Source organism: Micromonospora sp. CNB394, assembly GCF_000374985.1.
In the GTDB taxonomy this organism is placed as follows: domain Bacteria; phylum Actinomycetota; class Actinomycetes; order Mycobacteriales; family Micromonosporaceae; genus Micromonospora; species Micromonospora marina.
Genome location: NZ_KB895896.1, coordinates 1 through 3,489, shown reverse-complemented (window position 1 = coordinate 3,489; position 3,489 = coordinate 1). Strand labels below are relative to the sequence as shown.

General features: G+C 73.6%; 2 protein-coding genes. Both read right to left on the bottom strand.

The genetic code is table 11. The annotated features are described in order from the left end of the window. The coding region (locus tag C569_RS0129380; protein ID WP_026268804.1) for an amino acid adenylation domain-containing protein at window positions 1–2,596 on the bottom strand (2,596 nt) is incomplete at its 3' end. A gap of 127 nt (window positions 2,597–2,723) precedes the next feature. Then, window positions 2,724–3,489, bottom strand: a 766-nt coding sequence (locus C569_RS31625; RefSeq protein WP_036347502.1) for a condensation domain-containing protein, incomplete at its 5' end; no start/stop codon positions are given.

The following is a 3,489-nucleotide window of genomic DNA, read 5'->3' as shown; positions in this document are numbered from 1 at the left end:
GGTAGCGGGCGTGCAGGGCCTGGTGGCGGTGGTGTATGTCGCCGAGGGCGGCCATGAGGGCTCGTAGGTCCAGCTCACCCTCGATCCACCAGGTGGTCGGGCAGACCAGTTCGAAGGGGAGCACGACGCACTTCGCGACCGACGGGGTCAGCGGGACGGGCTTCGACGGGCCGGGACGGCCCGTGACGGACGGCGCCGGCTCGGCCCCCGGGCGGCGGGGGGCGGTGGCGAGCCAGCGGGCCAGCTCGTGCGGGGTGGGCGTGCGGTGGATCTGCGAGACGGGCACCACCACGTCAGCGGCCTCGTCGAGGGCGACAGCGACGGCGGCGGACTGCAACGACGTGCCGCCGAGGTGGAAGAACCCGTCGAGTGCCCCGACCCGGTCCAGCCCGAGCACCGTCGCGAAGATCCCCGCGACGAGGCGTTCGCCCTCGGTGGCCGGTTCGGTGTACGGCACGTCGAGGTCGGGACGGCGCGAGCCCGGCTCTGGTAGCGCCCGCCGGTCGATCTTGCCGGTGCCGCCGGTGGGGAACCGGTCCAGGACCATGATCACGGCGGGGACCATGTAGGGCGGGAGCACGGCGGCGGCGTGTGCCCGCAGGTCCGCGGTGACGGGAACGCGGCCGTCGCGGCCGGTGACGTAGCCGACGAGCCGGGCGGTGCCCTGGTCCTCGCGACGGGTGACGACGGCGGTGCCGACGTCCGGATGTTGTTCGAGAGTCGCTTCGATCTCACCGAGTTCGATCCGGATGCCGTTGACCTTGACCTGGTGGTCCATCCGGCCGAGGATCTCCAGCGCTCCGGTGGCGTTCCACCGGCCGAGGTCGCCGGTGCGGTAGGCGGTCCCGCCGCCGTACGGGTCGGTGACGAACCGCTGGGCGGTCAGTTCGGGGCGGTTGAGGTAACCGTCGGCGACGCCGGCGCCGGTGATGAGGATCTCGCCGGGAACGCCCATGGGGACGAGGTCGAGCTTGGCGTCGACGACGCGGATCTGCCGGTTGGGCATGGGTCGGCCGATGGGCACGTACGCGCCGGGCCAGCCCTTCGACGCGTCGAACCAGGTGCAGGCGACGGATGCCTCCGCGGGCCCGTACGCGTTGATCAGGCGGGCACCGGCGGCCGTCCAGCGGTGTGCCATGCGGGGCGGAATGGGTTCCCCGGCGAGGGTCACGCACGTCAGGCTGGGGCAGTCGGCGGGATCGACGGCGGCGAGGTTCGTGGGTGGGCAGAACGCGTGGGTGGCCTGCTCCTTGGCGATCAGCTCAGTCAGCCGGCGGGCGTCGAGCAGGTCGTCGCGGGAGCTGACGACGACGCGGGCACCGGAGGTCAGCGCGGTGTAGATCTCGCCGAGGGCCACGTCGAAGACCGGGGAACAGGAATGGAGTATCCGGCTGTCCGGCCCGACCGCGCACTCCTCCCGCATCCAGGTGACGAAGTTCGTCAGGTGCTCGTGGGTCAGCACGACACCCTTCGGTGTCCCGGTCGAGCCGGACGTGTAGATCACGAACGCCGGCCGGGAGGGGGCCACCACCGGCAGGTCGGCCGCCTCGGCCGCCGTCACGGTGGGCCAGTCGGCATCGAGGGCGACGACCCGTACGCCGTCAGGTCCGGGGACACGCGGGGCGACCTCGCCGACGGTGAGGACGACCCGGGCGCCGTGGTCGGCCAGCAGTATTCGCATCCGCTCCGCCGGCCAGGACACGTCCATCGGCGTGTACGCCGCCCCCGCCCGCAGCACCGCCAGGGTGGCGACGAGGGTCCACATGCTGCGGTCCAGCGCCAGCGACACCACGTCCCCGGGCCGTACGCCCATCGACCGTAGCCGCGCGGCCAACTCCCCCGAGCGACGGGCCAGCTCCGCGTACGTCAGCACCTCCCCGGCGGCCACGCCGGCCACCGCGTCCGGCGTGCGTCGCGCCCATTCGAGCACCAGCTCGTGCAGCGGTGCACCTGGCACCGGGCGGGCCGGGCCCCGGCCCCACGCGAGCAGCCGCTCGCGCTCGGTCGCGCCCAGCAGCGGCAGCGCGCCCAGCGGCACCCCGGGTTCCCGGACGCCGGCCGACAGCAACGACACGGTCTGGTCCACCAGACCTCGCACCCAGTCCGCCGAGAAGCCGTCGGCGGCGTAGTCCACCCGGAGCGCCGACCCGTCTCCCGCGACGGTCACCAGGATGTCCACGTCCACCACGTCCGGCCCCACCTCGGCCACCGGGGTGTCCACCAGCCCGACCACCACCGGCCCCACCGCGCCCGCGCTGCGCGCGACCGGTCCGGCCAGCGCCGTGGCCACCCGCGACGTCAGCTCGCCGAAGCCCGGTTCGTCCGCGACGTCGACCCGCAGCACGCCGCCCGACGACAGGCCGACCGCCACCTCGGCCTGGCCCGTGTACCGGGCCAGCACCCCCAGCAGACCGGCCAGCAGCACCGGGCCGGGAGAGCACGCCCCCGCCGGGCCGGGCGGGTCGACCCGCCGGTAGGCGGAGGCCGCCCGGGCCGGCCACGCGGCCGGCCGGCGCAGGTCCCCCATCAGGTCGAGGATCTCGAAGCCGGGCCCAGCGACATCCGTAGCCTGCGCACCGACGATTCCGACAGACATTGAGCCAGCCTCCGATCAGGGCCGGCGCCACCCAGAGGGGTGCGCCGGAAGGGACAACCACGAACTCTCGGGACAACGGGCCGCATGCCACGCGGCGACGAGCGGTCCGGTACGCAGGGGCGGACGGTCAACCGGCGGTGGGCGCACCCGCCGGCCCGTCTTCGAGGAAGCGCAGCATGTGGTGGTTCAGCTCCTCGGCGAAGCTGTACGGCAGGTAGTCGGTGCGGATGGTGACGCGCAGGAGAGCATGGTCGACGCGGGGCAGGACCTCGACCGTGAGCCCGTTGGGCACCTCCCGGGCGTACGGGTCGACGACCTCCTCGGCCCGGCAGCCGGGCAGCTCCAGCGGCACCACCACGTTGTCCTGGAACACGAACGTCGGCAGGCTCGCGACCACCTCGCCGGAGAGCCCGGCGGCGGGATCGTCGGCGGTCTCCGCGAAGGGAACGTCCTGGGCCCGCATGAGATCGCGGATCGTCTCGTCGACCCGCAGGACCAGCTTGTCGTCGTGCGGCCCGTCGAAGCGCACCCGCACGCAGTTGAGGTTGAGCCGGGTGGTGAACGCGGAGTCGAGGACGCGGCTGCCGCGCTGGGCGACCACCATCAGCAGGGCGATGTCGTCCTGCCCGTGGATGGCGCGTAGCGCCGAGGCGAAGGCGGCCACGAAGTAGCTGGAGCGGCTGAAGCGCTGGTCGCGGGCGGTCCGGTCCCAGCGGTCGAGCACCTCGGGGGTGACGGTGAGCGTGTGGCCCGCCTTCGGTCCCCAGGCGAGGGCCTGCTCCAGGGGCGCGGCGGCCGGGCCCTTGCCTTGGCGGGGTAGGTCGCGTAGTTGTTCGCGCCAGTAGGTTCGTTGGGTTTGCAGGTCGGCGGCGTTGCGGAGGCGGGTGTGTTCG